The sequence below is a fragment of the Larkinella sp. C7 genome (genome assembly GCF_006149005.1).
Lineage (GTDB): Bacteria > Bacteroidota > Bacteroidia > Cytophagales > Spirosomataceae > Larkinella.
This window is the reverse complement of the sequence record NZ_VBSL01000001.1, coordinates 1,092,882-1,117,992: the sequence shown is the minus strand read 5'-3', so window position 1 is coordinate 1,117,992 and position 25,111 is coordinate 1,092,882. Positions and strand designations below refer to the sequence as shown.

At 52.7% G+C, this 25,111-nt stretch carries 22 protein-coding genes; 11 read left to right on the top strand and 11 right to left on the bottom strand.

Going from position 1 to position 25,111, the window contains the following annotated elements:
* Positions 1-37: 37 nt before the first annotated feature.
* Positions 38-664, bottom strand: a complete 627-nt coding sequence (locus tag FH871_RS04510; RefSeq protein WP_138990102.1) for an ABC transporter ATP-binding protein — start codon at positions 662-664, stop codon at positions 38-40.
* A 74-nt stretch (positions 665-738) separates the two neighbouring features.
* Between FH871_RS04510 and FH871_RS04505 the strand changes: the two genes are divergently transcribed.
* Complete coding sequence (locus FH871_RS04505; protein WP_138990101.1) at positions 739-1,335, top strand: phosphoribosylglycinamide formyltransferase; 597 nt, start codon at positions 739-741, stop codon at positions 1,333-1,335.
* A complete protein-coding gene (locus FH871_RS04500) occupies positions 1,332-1,766 on the top strand; it encodes a hypothetical protein (RefSeq protein ID WP_229317033.1) in 435 nt (144 codons plus the stop codon). Before FH871_RS04505 ends, FH871_RS04500 begins: the two co-directional genes overlap by 4 nt.
* 3 nt (positions 1,767-1,769) lie before the next feature.
* Here FH871_RS04500 and FH871_RS04495 read toward each other — a convergent pair whose 3' ends face one another.
* Positions 1,770-2,006: a DUF4834 domain-containing protein gene (locus FH871_RS04495; protein WP_114405469.1), complete on the bottom strand. Its 237-nt coding sequence runs from the start codon at positions 2,004-2,006 to the stop codon at positions 1,770-1,772.
* A gap of 200 nt (positions 2,007-2,206) precedes the next feature.
* Between FH871_RS04495 and FH871_RS04490 the strand changes: the two genes are divergently transcribed.
* Positions 2,207-2,641 (top strand): hypothetical protein, encoded by a 435-nt coding sequence (locus FH871_RS04490; RefSeq protein ID WP_138990100.1) that lies wholly within the window; start codon positions 2,207-2,209, stop codon positions 2,639-2,641.
* Positions 2,642-2,712: 71 nt separating this feature from the next.
* Here FH871_RS04490 and carB read toward each other — a convergent pair whose 3' ends face one another.
* Together carB and FH871_RS04480 are read right to left on the bottom strand one after the other, a co-directional pair.
* On the bottom strand, positions 2,713-5,607 hold the full coding sequence (carB, locus tag FH871_RS04485; protein WP_138990099.1) for a carbamoyl-phosphate synthase large subunit: 2,895 nt from the start codon (positions 5,605-5,607) through the stop codon (positions 2,713-2,715).
* A 308-nt stretch (positions 5,608-5,915) separates the two neighbouring features.
* Entirely contained in the window at positions 5,916-6,749 is an 834-nt protein-coding gene (locus FH871_RS04480) for a class I SAM-dependent methyltransferase (protein WP_138990098.1), read from the bottom strand.
* 140 nt (positions 6,750-6,889) lie between these two features.
* Between FH871_RS04480 and FH871_RS04475 the strand changes: the two genes are divergently transcribed.
* Both FH871_RS04475 and blaOXA read left to right on the top strand, forming a co-directional pair.
* A complete protein-coding gene (locus FH871_RS04475) occupies positions 6,890-8,368 on the top strand; it encodes a hypothetical protein (protein WP_138990097.1) in 1,479 nt (492 codons plus the stop codon).
* A 13-nt stretch (positions 8,369-8,381) separates the two neighbouring features.
* Complete coding sequence (gene blaOXA, locus FH871_RS04470; protein WP_138990096.1) at positions 8,382-9,173, top strand: class D beta-lactamase; 792 nt, start codon at positions 8,382-8,384, stop codon at positions 9,171-9,173.
* A 103-nt stretch (positions 9,174-9,276) separates the two neighbouring features.
* Here the strand turns inward: blaOXA and ggt are convergent, their stop codons facing one another.
* The gene (gene ggt / locus FH871_RS04465) at positions 9,277-11,034 is read right to left on the bottom strand and encodes a gamma-glutamyltransferase (RefSeq protein ID WP_229317031.1); all 1,758 of its coding nucleotides are present in this window, start codon (positions 11,032-11,034) and stop codon (positions 9,277-9,279) included.
* 162 nt (positions 11,035-11,196) lie between these two features.
* Between ggt and FH871_RS04460 the strand changes: the two genes are divergently transcribed.
* From FH871_RS04460 to FH871_RS04450, 3 genes are all read left to right on the top strand, one after another.
* On the top strand, positions 11,197-11,502 hold the full coding sequence (locus FH871_RS04460; RefSeq protein WP_138990094.1) for a GNAT family N-acetyltransferase: 306 nt from the start codon (positions 11,197-11,199) through the stop codon (positions 11,500-11,502).
* A gap of 118 nt (positions 11,503-11,620) precedes the next feature.
* Positions 11,621-11,806, top strand: coding sequence for a hypothetical protein (locus FH871_RS33050; protein WP_171062759.1), 186 nt, complete (start codon positions 11,621-11,623; stop codon positions 11,804-11,806).
* Between the two features lie 175 nt (positions 11,807-11,981).
* Positions 11,982-12,653, top strand: a complete 672-nt coding sequence (locus FH871_RS04450) for a DUF4369 domain-containing protein (RefSeq protein ID WP_138990092.1) — start codon at positions 11,982-11,984, stop codon at positions 12,651-12,653.
* Between the two features lie 23 nt (positions 12,654-12,676).
* Here FH871_RS04450 and FH871_RS04445 read toward each other — a convergent pair whose 3' ends face one another.
* Positions 12,677-13,603 carry a sugar phosphate isomerase/epimerase gene (locus FH871_RS04445; protein WP_138990091.1) on the bottom strand — a complete coding sequence of 309 codons (927 nt, stop codon included), beginning with the start codon at positions 13,601-13,603 and terminating at the stop codon, positions 12,677-12,679.
* 247 nt (positions 13,604-13,850) lie between these two features.
* On the opposite strand from FH871_RS04445, the gene FH871_RS04440 reads away from it, so the two are divergent.
* The gene (locus tag FH871_RS04440; protein ID WP_171062758.1) at positions 13,851-15,884 is read left to right on the top strand and encodes a caspase family protein; all 2,034 of its coding nucleotides are present in this window, start codon (positions 13,851-13,853) and stop codon (positions 15,882-15,884) included.
* Between the two features lie 42 nt (positions 15,885-15,926).
* Here FH871_RS04440 and recG read toward each other — a convergent pair whose 3' ends face one another.
* Positions 15,927-18,029, bottom strand: coding sequence for an ATP-dependent DNA helicase RecG (gene recG / locus FH871_RS04435; RefSeq protein WP_138990089.1), 2,103 nt, complete (start codon positions 18,027-18,029; stop codon positions 15,927-15,929).
* 235 nt (positions 18,030-18,264) lie between these two features.
* On the opposite strand from recG, the gene FH871_RS04430 reads away from it, so the two are divergent.
* Both FH871_RS04430 and FH871_RS04425 read left to right on the top strand, forming a co-directional pair.
* Positions 18,265-20,664: a gliding motility-associated C-terminal domain-containing protein gene (locus FH871_RS04430; protein WP_212768197.1), complete on the top strand. Its 2,400-nt coding sequence runs from the start codon at positions 18,265-18,267 to the stop codon at positions 20,662-20,664.
* Positions 20,665-20,841: 177 nt separating this feature from the next.
* Positions 20,842-21,312, top strand: a complete 471-nt coding sequence (locus FH871_RS04425; RefSeq protein WP_138990087.1) for a response regulator — start codon at positions 20,842-20,844, stop codon at positions 21,310-21,312.
* On the opposite strand, the gene FH871_RS33735 is transcribed toward FH871_RS04425, so the two are convergent.
* From FH871_RS33735 to rpmA, 4 genes are all read right to left on the bottom strand, one after another.
* The gene (locus FH871_RS33735; protein WP_229317022.1) at positions 21,298-22,443 is read right to left on the bottom strand and encodes an OmpA family protein; all 1,146 of its coding nucleotides are present in this window, start codon (positions 22,441-22,443) and stop codon (positions 21,298-21,300) included. The two genes, FH871_RS04425 and FH871_RS33735, sit on opposite strands and share 15 nt — an antisense overlap.
* Positions 22,444-22,455: 12 nt before the next feature.
* On the bottom strand, positions 22,456-23,895 hold the full coding sequence (locus tag FH871_RS04415; protein ID WP_138990086.1) for a DUF5723 family protein: 1,440 nt from the start codon (positions 23,893-23,895) through the stop codon (positions 22,456-22,458).
* A gap of 103 nt (positions 23,896-23,998) precedes the next feature.
* The gene (locus FH871_RS04410; protein ID WP_114405452.1) at positions 23,999-24,601 is read right to left on the bottom strand and encodes a NifU family protein; all 603 of its coding nucleotides are present in this window, start codon (positions 24,599-24,601) and stop codon (positions 23,999-24,001) included.
* Positions 24,602-24,754: 153 nt separating this feature from the next.
* Positions 24,755-25,063 (bottom strand): 50S ribosomal protein L27, encoded by a 309-nt coding sequence (gene rpmA, locus FH871_RS04405; RefSeq protein WP_138990085.1) that lies wholly within the window; start codon positions 25,061-25,063, stop codon positions 24,755-24,757.
* Positions 25,064-25,111 lie beyond the last annotated feature (48 nt).

The following is a 25,111-nucleotide window of genomic DNA, read 5'->3' as shown; positions in this document are numbered from 1 at the left end:
TCAGACACTTTAAACTATAAACCTCAAACTATAAACTTTATAAAATCACCTGATTCGAAAATTCGTCTTTCAACCGCTGGTCGTGCGTCACCACAATCAGGCTGGCCCCGATTTGCTCGGATTGTTCGCGCAGCAATGCCACCACCCGGGCGCAGTTGACGTCGTCGAGACTGGAGGTAGGTTCGTCGGCCAGAATCACCCCCGGTTTGTTCATGACGGCCCGCGCAATGCTCACACGCTGCTGTTCGCCCTGACTCATCTGGTGCGTTTTCTTGTTCAGGTGTTCGGCAAAGCCCAGGTGCGCGGCCAGTTCACGAGCGCGGTTTTTATCCTGCGGGTTTTTGGCCAGGTAGTTGGCCAATAGCAGGTTGTCCATGACTGACAGTGCGCTGACAAAATGCGGTTTCTGGTAGATGATGCCCACATGAGCGGCCCGAAAGGTGGCGGTTTGGGCCGGTGGCAATTGGGTCAGGTCGGTCTGGTCGATGGTCACCGAACCGTTCTCTGGCCGAAGGAGTAACGCCAGCAGATGCAGCAGCGTGGTTTTGCCCGTACCGGATTTTCCCAGAATCAAAACCGCTTCGCGGTCATTGCAGCGGATGTCCGGAAAGGCGAATCGTTTGGTCGGTGCGTACGAAAAGGTCAGTTGATGCGATTGAAGCATACGGCTAATATCATCAATTTTTTTCGAAAGATACGTAGGTTTGTAGCGTTATTGCGTTCCATTTTGATCAATCCATGAAGCGAATTGCCATTTTTGCCTCCGGCTCCGGAACCAACGCGGAGAAAATTGCCGGGTATTTGACGGATCATCCCGACATTGAGGTTACCTTGATCCTGTCCAACAACCCGAAAGCCGGGATCATCGAGCGTGCGCGCCGGGGTTTTGGCCCCGACCAGAAATTGCATGTTCCGGTTCTGGTGTTCGACCGGAAGACGTTTTACGAAACCAATCGTATCGTGGAACTCCTTCAGAAACAGGAGATTGATTTGATTGTACTGGCGGGCTTTATGTGGCTTATACCGGAAACACTGGTCAAAGCGTTTCCTCAACGGATGATCAACATTCACCCGGCTTTATTACCAAAGTTTGGCGGCAAAGGCATGTACGGCCATTTCGTGCATGAAGCCGTGGTTGAAGCCGGCGAACTCAAATCGGGGATCACGATTCATTACGTGAATGAGCACTATGACGAGGGAAACATCATTTTTCAGGCTTCCTGCGCGCTCGAACCCTTTGATACGCCGGAGGATGTGGCCCGAAAAGTGCAGGTGTTGGAACACCGATATTATCCGGAAGTGGTGGAAAAGGTGTTAATGAATAGCGAATTATGAATACAAAATATCGACTACTGAAGTTCAGACCGGGCGGTTTAGCGGTAATGGTGGGCCTGGTGGTCAGTCTGGCGGGGTGTTTTCGGCCGGCGATTCCGATTTCGATGTCGCCCAATTATCCGGTGGATGTGTTCTACGAAAACCAGCAGCCCGACCGGCCCTTTACGGAAATGGAATGGCTGGAATACAAGGAAGAAGTGCCGCTCACCCAACAACAGCAGGAACCGATAAAAGGGCGTATGGTGAAACGGGGCAACAACATTGAGCAGAAAGAACTGCTGCTGGCGCGCTTAACGATGCAGGCGAAAAAACTGGGCGCCGACGCGCTGATTGCCGTTCGGTACCAATACTACAGTTCGGCAACCGTCAATGGATATTCCATGCGGGGAATGGCCGTGAAGTACCAGAAGGAACGGGAGGTGAGTCAGTGAGGGTTACTTCACTTCATCGTAATCCACGTATTCGCCCCCTTTCAGCTTGGAGTCGGTGGCGCCGGGCGTCGTCGTATAAACGCGGGTTTCGCCTTCGCGACCGCCCTGGTTGAAACGCTCATTGGCTTTTCGCTGTTCTTTGGCAAGTTGGCGACCGACCAGCAGCCAAAAGAAAAACCGTCGTACCGGCGGTACAAAGGCGATAAGGAGCAGAAGAACGAATAAGAATTTAAAAATCATGCTGAACGACCGGGTGTTCGGGTTATGAGATAAAGATATAACGCAAAAGCGGATTAAACAGTTGCTCTACTGATATTATAAAATACTTAAAATGAAACGGCAGCTGTCAACCCCAGAAAATGATCTAACTCTTTGTTGGTGTTACAACCATTAATAGTAACTAGGGGTCACTTGAGCTTCAGCGTCTTTAAAGCTATCTTATGAAAAAGATTATACCACTACTTGCTCTTTTCTTAATCAACTGGGGTTGTCAACCGACTGAGCCACAACATCCCATTGTAGGCGACTGGCGTTGGATTTCATCAACTGGTGGAATAGCTGGCTTGCACCTAAAGCCCAAGAACGGCGATGTGCATATCTTGCGGTTTACAGCGGCCGGAGTATTTGAAGTATATATTAATAATTTACTTTTTTACTCAGGAAATTACCGGTTAACCGGTGCAGAAAGCATTTACAGTAATTCCAAGGAGCCAAGTTTGGTTGTTGATCATTTCATACGGCATAAGAAGGATACGATTAATTATTATTCTTCTTTCCTGATGAACGGAACCATAATCAGACGATTCTCAAATAAGGAGCTCGAACTGGCCGATAACTGTAACGATTGCTTTAGGCACTCGTTTCTCAGAAATTAAAAAAGCCGACAGTCAACAGCATTTGCTGTTGACTGTCGGCAGTAAATTTCAACTCACCGCTGACAGGGTGACTACCGGCTCAGATACAAATTCCGCTCGGAGTAGACTTTCTGGAAAAACTCGTCTTCCAGGTCGTCGATGAAGTAAATGCCTTCACCGGTCGATTTCATTTCCGGGCCGAGTTCCTTGTTCACATTCGGGAACTTGTTGAACGAGAATACCGGTATTTTGATCGCATAGCCTTTTTTGACCGGTTTGAAGTCAAAATCCTTCACCTTTTTCTCGCCCAGCATCACCTTCGTGGCGTAGTTGACATACGGTTCCTGGTAGGCTTTGCAGATGAACGGCACCGTCCGCGACGCCCGGGGATTGGCTTCGATGATGTACACCATTTCGTCTTTCACCGCAAACTGAATGTTGATCAGCCCGACGGTTTTCAACGCTTTGGCAATCGTCCGGGTGTGGGCTTCGATTTGCTGGATGACGGCTTCGCTCAGGTCGAAAGTCGGCAACACGGCGTAGGAATCACCCGAGTGAATCCCGGCCGGTTCGATGTGTTCCATCACCCCGATGATGTAGACATCCTCCCCGTCGCAAATGGCGTCCGCTTCGGCTTCAATGGCGTTTTCGAGGAAGTGATCAAGCAGGATGTTGTTGTCGGGAATGTCGTGCAGAATCTTGACGACGTGTTGCTCCAGTTCCTGTTCATTGAGCACAATCTTCATGCTCTGACCGCCGAGAACGTAGCTGGGCCGAACCAGAAGCGGGAAACCCAACTCGCGTGACAGCTCAACGGCTTCGTCGGAACCGCGCACCGTTCCGAATTTCGGATACGGAATGTTGTAATCGCGCAGCAGCGCCGAGAATCGCCCGCGATCTTCGGCCAAATCCAGGGATTCGTAATCCGTTCCGATGATTTTAATGCCGTAGCGCGTCAGCTTTTCGGCCATTTTCAAAGCCGTTTGTCCGCCCAGCTGTACAATGACCCCCACGGGGTTTTCGTGCATGATGATGGCGTGAACGTGCTCCCAGAAAACCGGTTCAAAATACAGTTTATCAGCAATATCAGGGTCGGTCGAGACGGTTTCGGGATTACAGTTGATCATGATCGTCTCATAGCCACACTCCTTGGCGGCCAGAACGCCGTGTACGCACGAATAATCGAACTCGATGCCTTGCCCGATGCGGTTCGGACCTGAACCAAGAATGACGACTTTCTTGCGATCGCTTGTGATCGACTCATTTCCGGCTAGCAAACCAACGGGCAGAGCCCCTGTTTCGGGGAACGCGCCACCGGCACTGGGCAATTGCGGACTGTTGAAGGTCGAGTAGTAATAGGGCGTCCGGGCTTCAAACTCAGCCGCGCAGGTGTCTACGCATTTGAAGACGCGCCGGATGTTGTGTTCCTGACGGAAATCGTAAATCTTGCTTTCCTTGACCCCCAGCAAATGCGCCAACTGGCGGTCGGCATAGCCTTTCTGCTTGGCTTTCAGAATCAAAGCGGCCGGTACATCTTCCAGATCGTACTTTCCGATTTCTTTTTCCAGTTCCACCAGTTCTTCGATCTGGTATAAAAACCATTTGTCGATTTTGGTCAGGTTCTGGATGGTTTTGAACGACATTCCGATTTTGAAGGCGTCGTAGATATGGAACAGGCGGTTCCAGCTTGGGTGTGCCAGACTGTGGGTAAGGGCGGCCTGGTCGGTCAGTTCCCGGCCATCGGCACCCAGGCCGTTGCGCCGGATTTCGAGCGACTGGCAGGCTTTCTGCAAGGCTTCCTGAAAGTTGCGGCCAATGCCCATCGCTTCGCCTACGGATTTCATTTGCAGGCCCAGCGAGCGGTCGGCACCCGGAAATTTGTCGAAATTCCAGCGCGGGACTTTCACAATCACGTAGTCGATAGCGGGTTCGAAGAACGCCGAAGTCGAGCCGGTGATCGGGTTGATCAGTTCGTCCAGGTTGTAACCAATCGCCATTTTGGCCGCGATTTTCGCAATCGGATACCCGGTGGCCTTCGACGCCAGGGCCGACGACCGGCTCACGCGCGGGTTGATTTCAATGGCGATGATGGAATCGTCGGCCGGATTGACCGAGAATTGAACGTTACAGCCACCGGCAAATTTACCGATGCCGTCCATCATTTTAATGGCCAGATCGCGCATCTGCTGGTAGAGCGTATCGGGCAGGGTCATTGCCGGAGCCACCGTGATGCTGTCGCCGGTGTGAATCCCCATCGGGTCGAAGTTCTCGATGGAGCAGATGATGATGAAATTGCCGGCACCGTCGCGGAGGAGTTCCAGCTCATACTCTTTCCAGCCCATCACGCTTTGTTCAACCAGTACTTCATGCACCGGCGACGCGTGCAGCCCGTTGTTGAGCGCCTGATCGAAGTCTTCCGGCAGGTCGACAAAACCGCCCCCGGTTCCGCCGAGGGTATAGGAAGGCCGGATAACGAGCGGAAAACCGATTTCCTGGGCAATTTCTTTTCCTTCGAGAAACGAACGGGCCGTGCGTCCTTTGCAAACGCCAACCCCCAGTTCGATCATTTTCAGCCGGAATTTCTCGCGGTCTTCGGTGGTCTCGATGGCTTTGATATCCACACCGATGATGCGGACACCGTATTTTTTCCAGATACCGGCTTTATCGCAGTCGATGGCCAGGTTTAAAGCCGTTTGGCCACCCATGGTTGGTAAAACCGCATCGATGGGATGACCTTCTTCCTGATGCTTTTTGAGAATTTCGACGATGGATTTTTTCTCAAGCGGTTTCAGATAGACGTAGTCGGCATTGATCGGATCGGTCATGATCGTGGCCGGATTCGAGTTAATCAGCGATACCTCGATGCCTTCTTCGCGCAGCGAACGGGCGGCCTGTGAACCGGCATAGTCGAATTCGCAGGCCTGACCGATGACAATAGGGCCGGAGCCGATAATGAGAATCGAACGGATGGAGGAGTCTTTGGGCATTACAGTGAGACGAATGAATAATGAATCTGGCGACCGTTGCCACGGCAAACCGATGAAAAATGTGTGTCAATCCTTAACACACAATCACTATTCCTGACCCCCTGAAACGTACTGGCCCGAAGCGAAAACAGGTTGGCACAGCGACCGGAACGCAGACACAGGGCGCACCGTTTAGTTGCTTCCGAAGCCAATCTGTTTCGGTATGGTCAAAAATCCCACAAAATTAGTGGATGGAGACGAATTAGGAAGAAAAACTTTTAAATGTTTTTGTCGTTGCACCCGGAAACCGCAGTGCAACGACAAAAACGCTATTTTTTAGTCACAAAGATCAAATCCTGGTAATCAACGGTATTGAGTCGACCACACCAGTTGCCAAACTTAATATCGCGAATGGTCAACCCGGCTTTTTCAAACGCTTTCCGGGCGTAGGTTTCATCGAACGCAATCATACTTTCGGGCAGATCCTGGAGATATACCATCGTGTTGTCCGTAAAGGGCGTCAGGTGTCGATCGTACTTGTTTTTTCCTTCGGCATTCAACCGGCGGGATTCCTCGTTTAGCAAAAACATGGTGATGTAGCCCCGCGCGCCCTTCTTCAACGTCCGCGAAATTTCGGCCAGATACCGCTCAAAATCCGGTTCGAGCATGTGAGTAAACACCGAATTCAGAATGACATAATCGAAGGTTGCAGACTCAAACGGAAACCGCAGCTCGTGGCCCTGCATGGTTCCGTTCGGGTTATACATCTTGTTGTAGACGTTCAGGTGGTGAAAGTTGAAGTTCGGGAAGCGTTTGTGTACTTCCTTGTTACACCAGTCTACGCCGTCTTTGACAATCTCGATGCCGTCGTATCCACCGGGCGTTTTCAAGTATTCGGTCAGGGGAATGGCCAGCCGGCCAATACCGCTGCCGACGTCCAGAACGCGGTCGGTTGACTGAAGGTCACCGATTTCTTTCATCCGGTCGATCGTGAGTTTCCCTACTTTCCTGAAATCGCCGTCACCGATAAAAATCATCCTGGACGGAGGAGTGAGTGCATCCCGCTCACCGGTGATAATTTCCAGTTGATCGATGACGGAAACCGGAATGACATTCTTTAGTGCGGTTTTTATCGAGTTGGGAATCAAGCTTTTCAGGCCCATTATTGAATTGCTTTTGGTTTAAATAGCGGCCAAGTTAAACATTAAAGCCATTATTTTGTAAACTTATCCCCAAGTTTACGTTCTGAAAGAAACAGATATTTATTGATCGGAAAATTAACAGGTTAGTCTCCTTTACAACTATGATGATACGTCGACGTGCATGGGTGCTGATAGCGGTGGTTGGTCTGACGTTTGCAGGCTGTTATAAATACGAAGAGCGGGTCTGGCGGACGCCTTCCAACCAGGGTGGTACGCCCGGAACGCCCGGTACGCCGGGAACGCCGGGGGGAAATACGGGCGGGAGCGGCCCCGGAACCTCGCCCATCACCGGTTTGCCCAATCCACCGGCCCGGCCTTCTTACATCGATAACGGGTCCCTTCGCCTGAGCGTCGATCTGAACATGGGGGGGGCCATTACCTACCTGGCCACGTCGGCCAACGGGCAGAACCTGGTGAACAACTGGGATTCGGGTCGTCAGATTCAGGCGTCGTTTTATGCCGGGCCGACGCCCTTTGCGCCGGGCGGCAAACAACCCCATCCGCAATGGCAGGAGTTGGGCTGGAACCCGATTATGTCGGGCGACGTTTTTGGCAACCGTTCGAAAGTGCTTGAGTCGCGGAATGATGGGCGGGAAATTTACGTCAAAACCGTGCCGATGATCTGGCCCAACGATAATGTGGTTGGCGAATGCACGATTGAAACCTGGATCACGCTCGATAAAAATACCGTTAAAGTGCGTCACCGGCTGAACAACAACCGGAGTGATACGAAACAATATTCGGCAAAACCGCAGGAGTTGCCGGCCGTCTTTCTGAATGCGCCGTTCCGGAATGTCGTTGCCTATACGGGTGCGCGCCCTTTTACCAATGATGTACTCACCAAAACGAGTAGCCAGACCGTCAACGAAATTTTCGGCGGACAGCCGCTGATCTCCCCGGAAAACTGGATGGCGATGGTCAACGATGCCAATTGGGGGGTAGCAGTCTATAAACCGAACCACCACTATTTTATCGGCGGTATTTTCGGAACCTCACCCATTGGGGGCGAATACGACTTCACGACGGCTTACATTACGCCTTCGGCCTACGAAGTCATCGACTACAATATTCAGTATCAGTACGATTATACGCTGGTCGTCGGCACGCTCGACGACATCCGGAAGTATGTCTATGCGCAACCCCGCCCCAAACTGGCGCCGGATTATCGCTTTGTGGCCGACCGGCAATCGTGGTGGTATTATCAGGGAACCGATCGCGGCTGGCCCATTAAAAACGAACTGGATCTGCCGCTCGATAACGGGAGTTTCCTGATGATTGGCCCCAATGAAATGTATCAGGCGGCCGATGTGCCGAAGATGTACATCAAAGGAGCTTTCAAAACCGATGCAACGCAGGCCCGGCTCCGGTGGATGGTGCCGAAAGACCCCGAATTTGTGGCCGGAAACTTTGTCGATTTTCCGATTATTGGCGACGGTCAGTACCGGACGTATGAAATCGATATGACCAAAGTACCCACCTGGAAGGGGTCCATTATTCAACTCGGTTTTGAGCCAGCCCTGGGTGAAAAAGGCGGAGCGGGTAAGTTTGCCAAAATTCAGTCCATCTCGTCCAAACCGTAATGTTTCCCTTTTTATGAAGATCCTGGTTGCCCTCGCATCTCTTTTTCTGCTGAGCTACCGCCCCGCTTCCGTGACGGAACGTCCGGATTTCGAACGGTTTTTTACCGAACAGAAACTGAAAGGGTCTTTTCTGCTCTACGATCCACAGCGTGACCATTACACGGCGTATCAGTTCGAACGCACCCGGCAGGGATTTCTGCCCGCGTCCACGTTCAAGATTCTCAACACACTGATCGGTCTGGAAACCGGTGTTCTGAAAGACGAACATTCCGTCATGAAATGGGATAGCGTCAAACGGGACATTGAAACCTGGAACCGCGACAATACGCTCGAAACCGCCTTTAAAGTTTCCTGCGTGCCGTGTTACCAGGAAGTGGCCCGGAAAGTGGGCCTGAAACGGATGCGCGAGTGGGTTGCTAAAGTTGGCTACGGAAAACTGGACATCCAGGCCGACAACCTGGATTCATTCTGGCTGGAAGGCAAATCCACGATTACACAGGAGCAACAAATCGATCTGTTGCGCCGGATTCACGAGGGCAAGGTGCCGTTTGCACCCAAAAACCTGGCGGTTCTGAAAAAAATCATGCTGATCGACGAAAAACCGGGTTCAAAACTCTACGGCAAAACGGGTTGGGCTGGTGGGAGTGCCAATCCCAACATCGGCTGGTTTGTAGGCTACGTGGAGAAAGGGGACAAGGTCTATTATTTTGCCACCAATGTAGAAAGTCCAAAACCGGTTCCCGCTACGTTCATCTCCGCCCGTCGCCAGATTACGGAAGCGATTTTGAAGGAACTGGGAATTTGAAGGAAATTATAAATGTAAAATGAGGAATGCTCAATGTAAAAGTAGCCAGCTTTACTTCACTTGTACATTGAGCATTCCTCATTTCACATTTATAATTCTTTCATTAATAGCCCACCGCTTGCCCATCCTTTCGCATCTCCGAGGCACCGTGATAGACTTTATGCGTGGTATCGGACAGAATGGCCTGATAGCCACCGAAGAAATCCTTTGGAACCAGGTGGTGGCCCCGGCGCTCCAGTTCTTCGCGGACGTCTTTTGAAATACCGCTTTCCAGCGCCAGGTGACCGCCGTCCAGCATTAGGGTGCCAATGGGTTCGCTGCTGCCGGAATGGCTGAACCGGGCCGCGTCGCCCGCTTCCTGCACGTTCATACCGAAATCCAGGAGATTACACAGAATCTGAACGTGGCCCTGCGGTTGCATGGCTCCGCCCATGACGCCAAAACTCAGGAACGGTTTTCCGTCTTTCAGGACAAAAGCCGGGATGATGGTGCTGAAGGGCCGTTTGCCCGGTTTGTATTCGTTGGCATGACCGGCCTGCAGGCTGAAACTCGTCCCCCGGTTGTGAAAAACAAATCCCAGCCCGTCGGGCACCAGTCCACTGCCAAATTCGAGCATGTTGCTTTGAATCAACGACACGATATTGCCTTCGTCGTCGGCCACGGTGAGGTAGGTCGTGTCGCCTTCCCGCAGCGGCAGAGCGCCGGAATCGACTCGTTTGGCAGCCTGTTTCGGATCGATCAATTTCCGACGCCGGGCAGCATAGTCCTTCGATAACAACCAGGATAGCGGTATTTTGGCGAAGTCCGGATCTGCATAAAACCGGGCGCGGTCTTCGAAAGACAGCTTTTTGACTTCCGTCAATACGTGCAGATACTCCGCGCTGTTATGTCCCATTTTCTTTAAGTCATACGCTTCCAGCATGTTCAGCATCTGGAGCACGGCAACTCCCTGGCCGTTGGGGGGTAATTCAAAAACATCGAAACCCCGGTAGTTGACCGAAACCGGATCGACCCAGGTACTTTTGTGGCTAGCCAGATCTTCCTTGCGCAGGTATAGCCCGGTTTTTCGGGCATACCGATCGATGACTGATGCAATCGCCCCTTTGTAAAAAGCATCCCGACCGCCGTTGGCGATCTTTTCGTAGGTAGCCGCCAAATCCGCGTTTTTGAAGATTTGTCCTTCTTGGGGAGGTAACTGATTGATCAGAAAGGTTCGTCGGAAGTTATCGAACTCCTGAATCGTGGACCGGCTCGCTTCCAGCCGCCGAACGGCCTCCTGCCACGAATAGGCAATGACCGATGGAACGGGAGCGCCTTCGCGGGCGTAACGAATGCCGGGCGCCAGCAGGGTTTTCATGGCGAGTTTGCCAAACCGCCGGTGCAATTCGAACCAGCCATCTATGGTTCCCGGCACCGAAACCGAGAGGGGGCCATACAGTGGAATCGTCTTGCTATCGCCTAAAACCGCCTTTAATTTGTCGGATGTCAGCCCCCGGGGCGACCGACCGCTGGCGTTCAGGCCATACAGTTTCCGGTCTTTGGCCGACCAGACGATGGCGAATAAATCGCCACCGATGCCGCAGTTGTTGGGTTCCAGCACGCCCAGGGCCGCGTTGGCCGCAATGGCCGCATCGACGGCGGTTCCGCCCTGTTTCAGCATGTCGAGGCCGATTTGTGACGCCAGGGGATGAGCCGTCGCCACCATGCCGTGGCTGGCCACAACCGGGCTCCGGGTGGCGAAGTTCAAGCCGCTGATGCGATCTCCTCGGCCCGTTTGCGCCAGTCCCGGCGTGGAAAAGAGCAGAAACAGGGCATAGCTGGTAAAGAAAAGCGTCGTCAAACGTTCCATTTTTGATTTCATACCGTGATTGCGTAGGCTCGGCGGGTAAGTTATCAAATAATGAGAAGCGGGGTGGAATTTCGCCCTGAAAAGCGGTCGGAATTCGATTTATTCCTATATTTCCGCAAACCGGCCGCCCTACTTTTCAACGACCGGTGCAGCGTTCGTTTACCGTACCATACGATGGCAGAAATCAAACCAGACCTGGATCAGAAAAATCCCGGTGCTTTTTACCTCTACGAAGAGGGCGTTAAAATTGGCGAAATGGTGGTCAATATCGCCGATGGTAACCTGACGGTTTACCATACGGAAGTGGTCCCGGAAGCCGAAGGAAAGGGCTACGCCAAACAGATGCTGGATGCGATGGTGGCGTATGCGCGGGAAAACCGCCTGAAAGTCATCCCGCTTTGTCCATACGTTCACGCCCGGTTCAAACGGCATCCGAAAGACTATGCGGATGTTTGGACGAAGGAAGAAGACGGATTGTGAAAAAGGGAATTTAAAATGAGGAATGCTAACTGTAAAAGGAAGAGGCTCACTACCTGCCACTTTTACAGTTAGCATTCCTCATTTTAATTCCCCTCAACAAAAACCGGAGCGTAGCCGTGTGCGACAGGCCAAACTATGGGATGTTCATCATCAGAATGCCGAGCAGCGCAAAACCACGAATGACGTCGACGGTTGGAATGCGGTCGGCTGTGGCAACGGGCTGGACGGCGACGTAGCCGGGGATTCGGAAGACAAGGGAACGGTGGGCGAAAGGGCATCCATGAAGCAGAATGATAGAGGGTGACGAGACCGTTTTGATTTGAAAAGGCCAGAGGATAAGTTTACTGCCGGTTACGGACACCAAACGCAGACAGAAAGGGTATTTTTGTGGTTTATTCTCTGTAATATACCCGGTTACCTTCCGGGTATCAAAACGTTTTATTTAACGGCAAATCTTAAAAGAGCCTCACCATCGTGTCATGAAAAAAAGTATTTATAGTCTCGTCCTTCTCCTCAGTCTTGGATTTTTTACGTCGGTTCGGGCCCAGAAAAACGTCAGGCTGCAGGGCAATGTCAACGGACTGGGTACGGTTATGGTGTACCTCAAGAAAACCGATAATGCCAACAGCAAGCCGTTGATCGTGGATTCGACCCGGGCGGTGGATGGCAAGTTTACGTTTAGCCGCACCATTCCTGAAATTGATTTCTACAATGTGGTGGCGGCTGGTTTGCCGGGGCAGGTGCAATTTATCTGGGACGGTGATCTGACCCTCGAAGGCACCCGCGACGCATTTCGCGAAGCCGAGGTAAAAGGCTCACCGCTGACCGACCGCTGGCTGAAATTTCAGAATGAAGTAGACCGCCCCTACCGCGAGGTGCTGATGGATTTGTACAACGACCGCCAGCGTTCGACCGGTGATACGGCCATTGCAAACCGGGTGGTGCGGGAAGAAAAGCGGCTGAAGGCGGAACAAAACCAGAAAGTGGCCGAGCAGATCAAGGCCAATCCTGATTCGCAACTGAGCCTGTATTTGCTGAACTGGTACTGGAATCAGTTTCCCAAAGCCGAAGCCCGCGCCATGTACGACAAGCTCAGCAGTTCGTTCAAGAGTCACACGCTGGCCAAACGTTTGCAGAATCAGTTGAAGTAGGACTGGTTTTTGTTTTCCGGTTTTTACGCCAGCGGAATCCCCGCTTCGGTCGCTTTGCGAATGACGAATTGCCGGGCTTCGTCGTATTCTTCCGGGGTGCGGAGGTGTTCGAGCATAAAGGGGACTTCCTGCGGTAAGGCGGTGACATTTCGGATGTAGGCAACGTAATCAAGCGTTCCGCGACCCGGCATGGTTTCGGCAAAATGCACATCCTTGCCGTGGACATCTTTGGCATGAACCGCCACAATCCAGCGGCTTAACTTCCGGAAAGTCTCGTTAATCAGGGCCGCGTTGTTGTAAAACCGTTCGGGTGTGTTGATGATGTTGGCGATGTCGACGTGCGCCCCAAAAGCCGGGCGGTCGATAGCCTTGATGAATTTCAGGTACGAATCCGGCCCATCGGGCAAACTCCAGCCCATCATTTCTAGGGCGAATTTGGCCTTTTTCGGTTTGACGGCATCAATGACCTTCCGGCAGTTTTCTACCGTCGCGTCGAAGTATTCTTTCGTCAGATTGCGGGCATCCGGGCCATCCCACTGCTTCGGGTTGTAGGAACCGGCGATGTTTACGCAGGTGAGCGCCCCAATCTCTTCGGCCAATGCCAGGCGCTCGGTGACATACGCCAGGTTTTTGCTCCGTTTTTCGGTATCCAGATCCAGCATGTTGACCCAGGCGCCGACTTCGGCAATGAGGACGTTTTGATCCGAAAAAGCCTTCCGGATGGCGGCAATTCTGGCGGTTTCCGTCAGCTTGACCGCCGGAACATACGCCGAGCTGTAGTTCAGCCGCCGGTGTTCGCGCGCCAGTTCCGCCGGGTCGTCGCTTTTCAGAAAGATGGGGCCGCCCAGCCGCAGCGGTTTTGGGGCGGTTTTCAAAAACGGTACCGGTGGAACGAGCAGACTGCCCGCCAGCAGGGTGGAGGATTGAAGGAAGTGGCGACGGGAGAGCATCCGATTATTTTGGGGTAAATATACAAGGATTGGGGTAATTGTGATTTTGTTACCATTTATGCTTTTTTTTTCAATTCAGATGATAACTTATTGCCTGATTGGGCATTTTTAGCTGAGGGTATTTGATGGAGTTTGTTTCTGATCGGTTCTCTTTTCGCCGGTTTAGGTCTTTGCAACCATACTACCCCTCCAGCCGTTGCCTATTGTTTGAGTCGGAAGTTTGAAGCGAAATGAAAGCATGTTGAAAATGGATAAAAAAACAATTGCCACCCTACTGTGGCTTTTTATCAGTGTGTTTGAATGCATACCGGCTGCTCAGGCGCAGAAAAATGACGCGAAAAGATACAAGGATTTGATGGACCTGGGCGTTGCCGCTTATCAGAAAAAAAACTTCACGGCCGCTATCCTACACATGTCGGAAGCCGGAAGCCTCATGCCGAATGACACCATTGCTCCACTTTACACCGGAATTGCTGCTCAACAACTAAAAGATGAGCCAACGGCAATAACGCAATTTGAAAAATACGTTGCGCGTGGAGGGCGGGATGCTGCAGTTTTTTACACCTTGTCATCGTTTTATAAAGCCGATCAGAACTATGAAAAGGCCCTTTCTACGCTCGAAAAAGCCATTGCCATCCACCCCACGAACCGGGATCTTGCCAACGAACGAATCAATATTTTTTTGACTGCCAATCGGATCGATGAGGCAATTGACAATTTAAAAAAGGCGGTTGAGCGAAATCCGAACGATGTACAAAGTCTCGTTAATCTTTCCATCATCTACACGAATAGGGCTACCAAAACAGACGAGGAAGTTGACAAACTGGAAATCGAGACCAAGAAAGAAAGCGACCTGGGGAAACAACTGGCGGATACGAAAAAAACGCTGGATGTCTATCTGACTGAGCAGAAGCGACTCAATGCGCTCCTCAGGAAACAACCCCAAAATGCCGAATTGAAACGTCAACTAGGCACGGTAAAACAACGCATTACTGATAATCAGGCTACAATCGCCCAACTGGAAGCGAATGACCAGTCGGCCATGCACGCTTCAGCCGCGTTGGAATCTGGCCGGCGGCTGGAGGAGGCCAGGCAGAAATACGCGCGGGAAAAGGAACTGGAAAAGTACTACCTGACGCGTGCCCTTGCCCTTGATCCCGGTAATTATGATGCCAATTTCAACATGGGCGTTCGGTACTTTAATCAGGCCGTTAAACTAAAAAAAGTAGTGGATGGTATGAGCTCGGCGGAATACAGCCAGTACGGCAAAAAAGTGGAAGGGCAGGTATGCGGCACATTTAAAAAAGTCGTACCGTATTTTGAACGAGCCAGACAAACCAAGAGTACGGAAGCCGATTTGAATGAGCATTTGACCAATCTGGAAAACATTCTGAAGCAGTTTCAGGATAAAAACGTGATCTGTATCACGCCAACCGACGACGCGCCGTTTTTAACTACCACGCCTGCCAGTCCGGTTGCGCAGCGACCCGCCGAATCAAAACCGACGACTGACCCAAAACCGGTTCGGGATAACCCCACCACCACGGCTGCCACTCCGCAACCAGCCGCCCAGCAACCCGTTGTTATGGCGTTTCCCCGACGCTTTGCGCTCGTGGTTGGCAATTCCGCTTACCAGAATGGGTCATCGCTGGAAGGAATACCCGTCAACGATGCCACCGATATCGCTGATCGGCTGCGCGCGCTGGGCTTTTTGGTGACGCTGGTGACCAATTCTACCAAATCTGCGCTTGAAACAAGCATTGGTCAGTTTAATCAACAACTTAAAAACGCCGATGTTGCGCTGTTTTTCTATGCCGGACACGGAATCGAATTTGATAACCACAACTACCTGATTCCGGTGGACGCAAAGCTAACGGACCCGGATGATGTGGATCTCCAGGGGGTGGATGTACAGAAACTGATTGATCGGATGCGCCGGAATACCCAAGCGGCTTTTAACGTCATTATCATGGATGCCTGCCGCGATAATCCGTTTAAATCCTTCAATCGGGGCGGTTCCCGAGGTTTTAAACCCGTTGGCGATCTTTCCGGCGAAGGCAATATGTACCTGGCCATGGCAACCGGTTGGGGGAATGTTGCCGAGAATAGTTCCGGACGAAATGGCGTATATACGCGCTCGCTGCTCAATCATCTCCGGTCGGGCGAAGTGCTGGATGATGTCTTGCTGCGCACGCAGATTGAGGTGAAACGACAAACCAAAAACCGGCAAAATCCGCAGGTTGTTACCGAAATGGCGCAGGAAATCAAGTTGAAATTCTGATAAAACCGTGCTGATCAAGATGTGCAAATCTCGACCAGCGAACTAACTAATCCGGCTCCAGTTCGTTTCGTCCGCCCGCTGCATTTCTACCTGGTTGCGGATTGGGGCGTGCTGGGGCAAAATCAAATCGGGATCTTCGTCCAGAATCTGTTGCGCCGATTCGCGGGCCGCCATCAAAATGGCACCGTCTTTGGCCAGGTCGGCCAGAATCAGGTCGGCAATGCCGCTTTGCTGCGTGCCGGAGAGGTCGCCGGGTCCGCGAAGCTGGAGGTCCACGTCGGCAATTTCAAACCCGTTGTTGGTTTTTACCAGCGTCTCGATGCGGGTGCGGGTTTCTTTGGAGAGCTTGTAATCCGTCATCAGAATGCAGTACGATTGCTCGGCACCCCGCCCGACGCGCCCCCGCAACTGGTGCAACTGCGCCAGCCCGAACCGCTCGGCACTTTCGACCACCATCACACTGGCATTCGGAACGTTTACGCCGACCTCGATCACGGTTGTTGCCACCATGATTTTGGTCTCGCCTTTCACAAACCGGTCCATTTCAAAATCCTTGTCGTAACCCGTCATCCGTCCGTGCAGAACGCCAATGGGATGATTCGGAAACGCCCGCGTGATGCTTTCGTGTCCGTCCATGAGGTCCTTGAAGTCCAGTTTCTCCGATTCCTCGATCAAGGGATAGACAATATAGATTTGACGTCCCTGCTCAATTTGTTGCCGGATGAACCCGAACACTTCCAGCCGGTGGGTGTCGTACCGATGAACGGTTTTGATTGGCTTCCGACCCGCCGGGAGTTCATCGATCACCGACAGATCGAGGTTGCCGTAGAGCGTCATTGCCAGCGTCCGCGGAATGGGTGTGGCCGTCATGACCATCATGTGCGGGTAAATCTCCTGATTTTTGTTCCAGAGCCGGGCACGCTGGGCCACGCCAAACCGGTGTTGCTCGTCAATGATGCACAAACCGAGGTTCTTGAACTGCACCACATCTTCCAGCAGCGCGTGCGTGCCGACAATGATGTGCATCATACCGCTTTGCAACTGCTCGTGAATGATCCGGCGGCCTTTGGTACGGGTTGAGCCCGTCAGCCGCCCAATGGTCAGGCCCAGTTGGTCGGCAAATACTTTCAGTCCGTAGTAATGCTGGTCGGCCAGAATTTCGGTGGGGGCCATGATACAAGCCTGAGCGCCGTTGTCGATTGCCATGAGCATGGCAATGAAGGCGACGATCGTTTTGCCGCTGCCGACGTCGCCCTGCAACAGTCGGTTCATCTGTTTTCCACTGACCAGATCGGCGTGAATTTCGCGCAAAACCCGCTTCTGGGCATCGGTTAGTGAGAACGGCATGAATTCCCTGTAAAACCGGGTCAGCAGCGTCATGTTCCGGAATACCTGACCCGGGTATTCCGTTTTGTGAATCAGCTTGTTTTTGATCAGCCGCAACTGGTTGTAAAACAGCTCTTCGAACTTCAGCCGTCGTTCGGCCTGCTTCAGCCAGGCCTGGCTCTTGGGCAGATGGATGTTCTCAATCGCGTCGGCTTTCGAGATCATCCGGTATTTTTCCAGCAGCGAATTGGGCAGCGTTTCGTGAATATGCGGATACGCTATTTCGAGCAAATGCTGCATCATGCGGGCAATCAGCTTGCTGTCGACCCGCATCCGGCGCAGCTTTTCAGTCAGGTTATAAACCGGGTGAAACGTGCTGCCCTGCTCGTTTTCGGCCGTCAGGGGGTCGAGTTCCGGGTGGGTGATGCTGTATTTGCTGCCAAAAGCAATGGGTTTGCCGTAGGCGATGTATTCGGCACCGGGGCGCAGAAATTTCTCAAAATGCGAAATACCCTGAAAAAAAACCAGATCCATCGAACCGGTATGGTCGGTAAACTCGGCCACCAGGCGCTTCTTGGGGCCTTCGCCGATCACCGCCCAGTCGCGGATACGCCCGATAACCTGAGCCGCCGGCAGGGCTTCTGAGAGTTCAATGATGGTGGTGAAGCGGGTGCGGTCTTCGTGCCGGAATGGGTAATACTGAATCAGGTCCCGGTACGTAAAAATGTTGAGTTCGGTATTGAGTAACGACGCCCGCTGAGGGCCCACACCCTTCAAATAGTCAATTTTTGTGTCGAAAAACGTTACGCGCTCAGTCATACCCTCAATTTGTTGAACAACCCCGCCGGGGCGGAATGGTTCGGGAGTCAGCCTTGTGGTTAACCAAAACTACAAAATTTCGTAAAAGATACTGTTTTTCGGATGAGTTGATACCAATTTGTCGCTTGAAATCAGGGAATAAAGGGCTGATAATGAAAATTTTTAGAACGATTCTTTTAACTTCTGCCATAATGGCTTACTTTTTGTAAGAATATACCGGGATAGCATGTGGTCTATGGCTCAACGGAATACGATTCTTTTATTTCTGGTGTTCATCGGCTTAAGTCGTTGGGGATCAGCTTCACACATCGTCGGCGGTAATGTCCGGCTTACCGCCGGGGCAGCCCCTGACCAATACACCTTGTCGCTGGATTTGTTCATCGACGAACAGAACAGCCGGGCGGGCGACATTAAACCAAGCCTCAAACTGGCCATTTACCGCCGACGGGACAATCTGAAAATGGGTGAGTTCGAACTTCCCCTACTCAGTGAGCAGGCGCTGGCCGTTTCCAATCAGGCCTGTGCGCAACTTCGGCCCCTGAAACTTCGCGAAATCATTTACAGCAAAGCGATTGAACTGTCCGGCGATCGTTTCGACGATCCCGATGGCTATTACGTCGTCCACGGGGTGTGTTGCCGCAGCGGAGCCATCGATAACATCGTTCAGGCCGACGAGTCGGGCATGGTTTTTTACCTGGATTTTCCACCTGTCCAAACCGTCCCGAATTCGTCACCGGTTTTTTCGGTTCCTACGGGCGAATATGCCTGTAAGGGACAACCGTTCACGTTCAGCTTCAAGGCCACCGACGCCGATGGCGATCAGCTCAAATATTCGATTGTCACGCCCTACAAAGGCTTTACGAACCAGGGTGTTGCCTTTGACAACCAGCCCAGTTCGACCTATCCGACCGTCGGGTGGAAAGCCGGTTTCAGTGCGGCCAGTTCCGTACCCGGTACGCCGGGTCTTCAGGTCAACGCCGAAACCGGGGTGCTCACCGTAACGGCCAGCCAGGTTGGCCTGTTTGCTTTTGCGGTTTTGTGCGAAGAATACCGGGATGGAAAACGGATCGGTTCTGTTCGGCGGGATTTTCAACTGGCCGTTGTCGATTGCCCCAATAACACACCACCCGCTCCAATGATTACGCTGGAGAAAGCCCCCGAAAATGCCCGGATCGGAAAGGCAGCAAACGGCACCATTTCGAGCGTATCAGCCTGCCAGGGTCAAAGCGTAACCCTCAAAACCGACGCTTCCCCCACCTGGTCGTATCAGTGGCAACGCGATGGTATCAATCTGCCGGGCGATACCCTGGCTACGCTGGTGGCCAGAGAATCCGGAAATTATACGGTGGTCAAGCAATTCCGGAACACCTGCGGGAAACCCAGCCCGGCGCAGACCAGCGTGAAAGTCGACCTGTCGGAAGCCGACACCCTGAAGCTGACCGCGACGGGGCCGACCACGTTCTGCGACGGAAAATCCGTTATCCTGAAAGCCCCTGAAGGCCCGTATTCGTACGCGTGGTTCAAAGATGACCGCGTGTTTCCGGGGGCCAGCGAGCCGGATTATCAGCCGCATGAAACCGGTGAATACAAGGTTCAGATCACGAGTGCTATTACCGGCTGCGTCGTCACCGACAGCGTCATGGTTCGGGTGAAGCCCAAACCGCAGGCGTCGATTGTGCCCCCGGCATTGACGACGGCCTGTTCCGGCGATACCATCCGGTTGAACGCCATCACCCGCCCGACCTATACCTACCAGTGGGCCAATACCGGAACCCTCATCGATCAGGAAGCCGGAGCGTCGCTGGCAGTCACACAAGCCGGTCATTATGTGTTAACCGTTACCGACACCAACCAGTGCCAGGCCACTTCCGAAGAGGTTCTGCTGCAATTTAAAACCGCGCCCACCGTTACAATGGCCCCTTTACCGGCCCTTTGCGAAAATGCCACCGGACGCCTGGCCCTGAGTGCCGAACCCGGTGGCGGAACGTTTGCCGGTGTGGGAAGGGCGGCTGCGGGTGTTTCGGGTCTGGAATTTGATCCGGCCAAAACCGGACCGGGTCAATTTGTGATTACCTACACGCTGTCGATGCCGGGCAATACCTGTCCGGGCCGGGCGCAGCAGACGGTGGTCGTGCATCAGGCGCCGACCATTGCCGTTGCCGACGCGACGGTTCGGCGGGGCAGCGAGGTTCAGTTGAACAAAAACAGCCTCGATTCGCTCCAGTATTACTGGACACCCTCCATCGGATTGAGCAGTCCGGTGGCCGCCCAGCCTTTTGCGAGCCCCGATACCACCACCACGTATCGGGTGAGGGCTACTTCCCCGCAGGGCTGTGAATACACCACCCGGTTGACGGTAACGGTGATGACGGCCCTTTTTATCCCGGATGCTTTTACGCCCAACAACGACGGAATGAATGACCATTGGGTGATCCGGGGAATCAGTGATTATCCTGATTGTCAGGTTGAAGTATACAACCGCTGGGGCAATCCGGTTTTTGTTTCCCAGGGCTATTCGCAGCCGTGGGATGGCAAAAGCGCAGGGCAGGATTTGCCCCCGGCGGTCTACCATTACGTGATTAAACCCGGAGACTCGCAGCCCCACCGGAGCGGCAGTTTGCTGATTACCCGGTAAAAGGTCAAAACCGTTATTGAATCGCTTCAGAACAGCCAGTAAGCCGCTTGCTGACCGTTTTCCGGGGGATTTTGTTTAATTTTTCTTCCACATTCTTCGTTTTTTTGATTGAATGGGCTTAACCATTGCCCACGATTGCCGATTTTTGGCGCTTCTTGTGAACGAAAATTGGATCGCATGGAAACACAGTATACTAATTCTGAGAGTAGACCAACGGTTTTGTTGGTAGATGACGACGAAGAGGACCGGATGTTGATGCGAATGGCGCTTGAATCGATGGAAATGGCGACCCCGATTCAGGAGTTTGACAGTGGAGAGCGGCTGTTAAGTTTTATGGAGCAGGAAGGCGATTCGCCGGCTGCACTGCGTTCGTGGATCATCATTCTGGATAAGTACATGCCGGGCCTGAGCGGATTCGACACGCTGCGGGAAATCAAGCACAGGCCGGTCTGGCAACGCATCCCCGTGGTCTTGTTTGTCAATACCCAGAATCAGGGTGAAATGGAGCTGTGCGTCGACCTCGGAGCCACGGTTTGTATCAGTAAACCCCTTTATTTTGAAGAGATTAAAGAGCTGATGCGGCAGGTCTACCAGCATTGGCTGGCGTTGACGTCGGCGTCATCGACCAACAATTTATCCGTCCAGTAACCGCACTTCGACCCGCCGGTTTTTCCGTTTATTCTCTTCCGTGTCGTTGGCTGCAATGGGTTTTGTCTGGCCGTATCCTTTGAAACGAAGGCGGTTTTCGGCAATACCGTTGGTAGTCAGGTAGGTGGTGATGACCCGGGCGCGGTTTTCGGAAAGCGCCAGATTCAGCCGGGGGTCGCCCACGTTGTCGGTATGGCCCGAAATCTCAATTCGCAAACCCGGCCGGCTTTTCAGCAGAGCCACCAGCTGATTCAATTGGGTGTAGGATTCGGGGCGCAGCAAATAACTGCTCTGGTCGAAATAAACGTTGTTGAGCGTAACGGTTTTGCCCGTCGTCAGCGTTGCCAAATCCGTGTTGACCGGGGCGGCTCCTGTCGCTGGTTTGGCTTCCGGCACCACCGGTTTGGTCTCGGCAACGACCGGGGGCGAAGTCGTCGCGGGGGGCGTCACCACCGGCGGGGTGGCGGCTGGTGAAACCGGTTCTGCGGTGGGCTGCGTTTCGGCAACGACCGGACTTTTAGCCCGCTGCAGCCGAATCGTGATGTCATGCTGGTCTTTCACATCGACCGTATACTCGTAGGGCTGATAGCCGTCGACCTCCACGGTAAATCGTATTTTTTGCCCGAATTCCGCCAGAAATGTAAAACGCCCTTCGCGCGGTGGGCCGGTCATAATCACCCGTTTTCCGTTAAATTCCTGAATCTGGACATTCAGCTTCTGCCGGATGAGTTGCTTGGTGTCGTAGTCGACCACGGTGACATTCACGGGCGATTCGGCTGAAACCTCGCGTTCCATTTCCAGCACGATGGTTTGCTGGGATTGTTCCGGGTCCGTTACGCGGTCGAGACGAAGAATTTTCTGCGCCGGTCGGTAGCCGGCATAATTGGCATCGAGCCGGTAAATGTTCCCGGCTGGCAGCGCCACCGTGTAGGAGCCTAATTGCAGCGTACCGCGTTGGACTTTCCTGGTTTTTTCGTTGGTAATGGTCAGGGTTGCCGGAAGCAGGCGGCCGCTGCGGTCTTTCGTTTCAATCCGAACAGTGTATTCTTCCACCGGATTGGTTTGTCCGGCACCAACTACGGCCTGCAGCGTCAGGAGCAGGGAAAGAATAAAAGCGTTAAAACCTTTCATTTCGCTTGAAGACTACGGTTTTCGGCGACGGCTACCCAGGGCCAGCCCGGCATAGACATCGGCCCCTCGCGGACGCAATTTATTGGAATTACTGCCAATCATCCCAAACAAATTATCGGTTCCCAGAAAAACCGGCCCCACGCGGACGGAAGCCCCCGCCATGAAGGCGTTATTCAGAAACACCAGCGGAATGGCCACGCCAACTGTGGATGTTTCGAGCCGGGGCGTTATCGCAACCAGCGAAGGCTGGCGGATGGCAATCGCATCTTTGGCCCGCAAATCCTGGAGTACAGTCCCCGTCAGGTAGAAGCCCCGCCCGACGTTGATGTCGGCATTGAGGGAAAGGGCCGTTGGCAGTCCCGATGTAAAACGCCCGGTGTTGTTGGCTTCGGTCAGATTCAGTTCATCCCGAACCACTTCGGCAATGCCTTCGCTCCCCTTGGCGTTGATGAAATCGTCGGAGGTAAATTGCTGGTTGGTGGTGTTGATCGAATACCGTTGGACGTACCGGTTATCCTCGTACCGGATGGTGCCAATATCCATCAGCGCTACCCCTAAACGGAGCGCATACTGGTCCGGGTCATCGGCCGATTTAAGCTGGTACGAAAAGCCAATGTCGGCTCCCCAGCCTCTGCCGGGGTTGTTGCCGTCGAAAAACTGACGCAGGCTGACCGAACGCCCCTGATCCTGCAAATAGGTCGTGTAGCCCAGTTCGGCGTTGAGCTGATCGACCTGCATGTAATATGAACCCGTGTTGGCGGTATCCGACAAAACGCGGTAGGACAGCCCCTTGTTGTTCAGAAAACCGGCCGTGATGCCCTGCAGGCGTTTCACCGTGACGCCAATCGAAAGCTGTTGATACTCGTCCTGAATGAGTGCTGCCGCCAGCGTCAGCCCGACTTCGGCGTAGGTGTTGGTGTTGATACTGAACTGGTTGTCTTTATTCGGAATGTTGTAGAGTTGTTCGTCCTGCAAACCCGCCCGCACCACCGACAGCAGTGATTCCGACGCATTGCGGATCTGGGCCGTGGCCCGTAGCCGGGTTGTCAGCCCAATGGCCGCCCGACCACCCAGTTGAAGCAACAGAGACGGCCCGCGCAGATCGGTCCAGGCGGTGGCATTTTTGGGCTTTCCATTGGCAATTTCTTCCAGGTATTCGGGTCGGAATAAAACGGCTCCATCGGATAGTTTATATTGATCCGGCACCCGTTTCAGTGCGAGCGAAGAGAGCGAATAGGGAGCCTGGTAGCGAACGTAATTGTTGTCGATGTGGGCATTTCCGGCCCCCAGATTCAGGTAAAAACCGTATTTGGAGTCGGTAGCAAAAGCAGGATTCAGATAAAGGCTCTGGGTACCACCGTAAGGACTGGGCGCGACACCCAGAAAATTTTGGGCCGCAACCGAAGAAGTAAACAGACAAAAAAATAGAAAACGGGTGAGCCGTAAACCCATACACAAAAAGGTTATAAATCTAAATGATCAATGATGGATGATGAACAATGAATTAGCTAACGCTTACAACCTTCATCGTTCATCATCCATCGTTCATCATTCTTTAAACGCCTTCTGCTTCGACTTGTTTTACTTCGGGCACTAAACGCGTCAGGAGATTTTCGATACCGGCTTTCAGGGTCAGTGTGGAAGAGGGGCACCCACTGCAGGAACCTTGCAGCAACACCTTGACGGTACCATCTTCGTCGTTGAACGAGTGGAAGCTGATGGCACCCCCGTCGGATTCAACAGCCGGGCGAATATACTGATCCAGAACGGACTTGATTTTTTGAATGGTCGGCGAATCCGCTTCCACTTTGGTGGTGTTGGAGTCGATGGTTTGCTGGGCAAAAACCGGTTTCTGGTCGTTGAAATACGCCCGGATATATTGTTTAACCTCAATCAGAACATCTTCCCACTCAGTTTGTTCGTCTTTCGTAACCGTGATAAAGTTGCTGGCTATAAACACCCGCTTCACGTAATCGAAGCCAAATAAAGCCACGACCAGGGGCGAATTTTTCCCGTTGATCAGGGCTTCCGACGCATCGGCATAATCGAACGAAAGCCCTTCCGGTGCCAATGGAAAGTTTACCACGAACTTCATGGAATTGGGATTCGGGCTGCTTTCGGTATACAGCGATAAAGCAGGATATAACGTACTCGTCATTTTCGTAATCGTTTCAGTTGTGTATCAAAACCGCTACTGGGCAAACACCCGTCCGGATTGATTAGTTTACCAACAATAAAAAACCTGTCCGGTATTCCCAGACAGGCTTTTTAGATCGTTGTGACACCGTCCGGAATCACAAAAAGTAGTTGATTAAGCTACCGGAGCTTCGGCTACTTCCGCTGCCGGAGCCGCTTCAACCGCGGGGGCTGATGTGATGATGCTCACGAAGGAACGACCACCTTTGCCTTTGCGGAAATGTACGGAGCCATCGACCAACGCAAACAGCGTATGATCACGGCCGATGCCGACGTTTTTGTCGGGGTGATGCTTGGTGCCGCGTTGACGAACGATGATGTTACCGGCAATGGCCGACTGACCACCGAACAGTTTCACACCCAAGCGTTTGCTCATCGAGTCGCGGCCGTTCCTTGAACTACCTACACCTTTCTTGTGCGCCATTTTTTAGAAAGTTTACGGTTTACGGTTTATGGTTTCCGGTTGGTTGAC

Coding starts and splice junctions, on each gene's coding strand:
- FH871_RS33735 (WP_229317022.1), bottom strand. CDS start 22,443: ATGAAAGGTTTTAACGCTTTTATTCTTTCCCTGCTCCTGACGCTGCAG.
- rpmA (WP_138990085.1), bottom strand. CDS start 25,063: ATGGCGCACAAGAAAGGTGTAGGTAGTTCAAGGAACGGCCGCGACTCG.
- FH871_RS04445 (WP_138990091.1), bottom strand. CDS start 13,603: ATGCTCTCCCGTCGCCACTTCCTTCAATCCTCCACCCTGCTGGCGGGC.
- FH871_RS04475 (WP_138990097.1), top strand. CDS start 6,890: ATGATGATACGTCGACGTGCATGGGTGCTGATAGCGGTGGTTGGTCTG.
- FH871_RS04505 (WP_138990101.1), top strand. CDS start 739: ATGAAGCGAATTGCCATTTTTGCCTCCGGCTCCGGAACCAACGCGGAG.
- FH871_RS04430 (WP_212768197.1), top strand. CDS start 18,265: ATGGCTCAACGGAATACGATTCTTTTATTTCTGGTGTTCATCGGCTTA.
- FH871_RS04410 (WP_114405452.1), bottom strand. CDS start 24,601: ATGACGAGTACGTTATATCCTGCTTTATCGCTGTATACCGAAAGCAGC.
- FH871_RS04440 (WP_171062758.1), top strand. CDS start 13,851: ATGGATAAAAAAACAATTGCCACCCTACTGTGGCTTTTTATCAGTGTG.
- FH871_RS04415 (WP_138990086.1), bottom strand. CDS start 23,895: ATGGGTTTACGGCTCACCCGTTTTCTATTTTTTTGTCTGTTTACTTCT.
- FH871_RS04495 (WP_114405469.1), bottom strand. CDS start 2,006: ATGATTTTTAAATTCTTATTCGTTCTTCTGCTCCTTATCGCCTTTGTA.
- FH871_RS04460 (WP_138990094.1), top strand. CDS start 11,197: ATGGCAGAAATCAAACCAGACCTGGATCAGAAAAATCCCGGTGCTTTT.
- FH871_RS04510 (WP_138990102.1), bottom strand. CDS start 664: ATGCTTCAATCGCATCAACTGACCTTTTCGTACGCACCGACCAAACGA.
- FH871_RS04500 (WP_229317033.1), top strand. CDS start 1,332: ATGAATACAAAATATCGACTACTGAAGTTCAGACCGGGCGGTTTAGCG.
- FH871_RS04480 (WP_138990098.1), bottom strand. CDS start 6,749: ATGGGCCTGAAAAGCTTGATTCCCAACTCGATAAAAACCGCACTAAAG.
- FH871_RS04490 (WP_138990100.1), top strand. CDS start 2,207: ATGAAAAAGATTATACCACTACTTGCTCTTTTCTTAATCAACTGGGGT.
- FH871_RS04450 (WP_138990092.1), top strand. CDS start 11,982: ATGAAAAAAAGTATTTATAGTCTCGTCCTTCTCCTCAGTCTTGGATTT.
- ggt (WP_229317031.1), bottom strand. CDS start 11,034: ATGAAATCAAAAATGGAACGTTTGACGACGCTTTTCTTTACCAGCTAT.
- blaOXA (WP_138990096.1), top strand. CDS start 8,382: ATGAAGATCCTGGTTGCCCTCGCATCTCTTTTTCTGCTGAGCTACCGC.
- FH871_RS04425 (WP_138990087.1), top strand. CDS start 20,842: ATGGAAACACAGTATACTAATTCTGAGAGTAGACCAACGGTTTTGTTG.
- carB (WP_138990099.1), bottom strand. CDS start 5,607: ATGCCCAAAGACTCCTCCATCCGTTCGATTCTCATTATCGGCTCCGGC.
- recG (WP_138990089.1), bottom strand. CDS start 18,029: ATGACTGAGCGCGTAACGTTTTTCGACACAAAAATTGACTATTTGAAG.